The sequence below is a fragment of the Staphylococcus petrasii genome, assembly GCF_002902565.1.
GTDB classification, from domain to species: Bacteria; Bacillota; Bacilli; order Staphylococcales; family Staphylococcaceae; genus Staphylococcus; species Staphylococcus petrasii.
The window spans coordinates 1-1283 of record NZ_PPRC01000107.1; the positions used below are offsets into that span (position 1 = coordinate 1).

General features: G+C 29.7%; 2 protein-coding genes. One reads left to right on the top strand and one right to left on the bottom strand.

Annotation, left to right across the window (positions count from 1 at the left end; translation table 11 throughout):
- Positions 1 to 46: 46 nt before the first annotated feature.
- Entirely contained in the window at positions 47 to 406 is a 360-nt protein-coding gene (gene mscL / locus CD127_RS11480; RefSeq protein ID WP_103366795.1) for a large conductance mechanosensitive channel protein MscL, read from the top strand.
- Positions 407 to 501: 95 nt separating this feature from the next.
- Here the strand turns inward: mscL and CD127_RS11485 are convergent.
- Positions 502 to 1283 (bottom strand): SbcC/MukB-like Walker B domain-containing protein (locus tag CD127_RS11485; RefSeq protein WP_276307638.1); only part of this gene is annotated, 782 nt, incomplete at its 5' end.

Here is a 1283-nt window from a genome sequence, read left to right on the forward strand (position 1 = left end):
GATGTATAATATATTTTATTCTGTATGAATGGAAGGAGTTTATATTATGTTAAAAGAGTTTAAGGAATTTGCCTTAAAGGGTAATGTATTAGATTTAGCTATTGCTGTTGTTATGGGGGCAGCTTTTAATAAAATCGTTACATCATTAGTTAACTACATCATTATGCCTTTAATCGGTAAAATCTTTGGGTCAGTTGACTTTGCTAAAGATTGGGAATTTTGGGGAATTAAATATGGTCTATTCATTCAATCGATAATTGACTTCATTATTGTTGCAGCGGCTTTATTTATCTTCGTGAAAATTGCTAATACAATCATGAGAAAAGAAGCGCCTGAAGAAGAGGAAGAGATTGAAGCTAATACAGTATTATTAACTGAAATTCGTGACTTATTAAGACAAAAATAATTGTTACATATAAAAAGACATCTTAATATCTATACATTTCACTAAGTATAGATACTATGATGTCTTTTTATTTTTTAATGTTTATTATTGATATGTTAATGCCATTTAAATTGCGTGCTACTTTGATATTGATTTGTTTTTACTTCAAGTATAAGCGGAATACGTTGTTTTAATTCGCTAACATGCGAAATAATTCCTACCATTCTTCCAGAAGTTTGTAATTTCATTAAAGTGTCTAACGCTGTTTCAAGTGTTTCTTGATCTAATGTACCAAATCCTTCATCAATAAACATTGAGTCTAAAGTAATACCACCGGATTCTTGTTGCACCACTTCACTTAATCCTAATGCCAAAGCGAGAGAAGCTTGGAATGTTTCTCCACCTGATAAAGAACTAATATGTCTCGCATGATTAGAATGTAAATCAAAAACATCAATTTCCAGTCCACTATAACCCTGTGAAACGGATTGTCTACGCTGTAGTTGGTATCTTTGACCACTCATTTTCTTCAAGCGAATATTAGCCTGTTGAATAATACGTTCTAAATAATAAATTAAAACATAGTTTTCAAGCGTTAGTTTTTGATTGTTTTTGCCCGACAATACTTCAGCTAATTCGAATATTTGTTGCTGTTCTTTTAATTCTTCATCTAAATAATTGATGTGAACTCTCATATTTTCAAATTTCTTATCATTTTGTTGTATTTTATATTGTAAAGTCGTTGAAATTTCAAATGTTTCATTGTAACGCTCTTCAACTTTTTGTTTTTCTTCTTCTAAAGATGGAATATCTTCTAATTCTTTATCTTTTGTTAATTGAGTTAAACGCTCTATTTCAATTGAATGTTTATGCTGTTCTTGATTATAGTCTTCAATTT

Excerpts from the sequence above, each read along its gene's own strand:
- mscL (WP_103366795.1), top strand. The coding sequence starts at position 47 with ATGTTAAAAGAGTTTAAGGAATTTGCCTTAAAGGGTAATGTATTAGAT.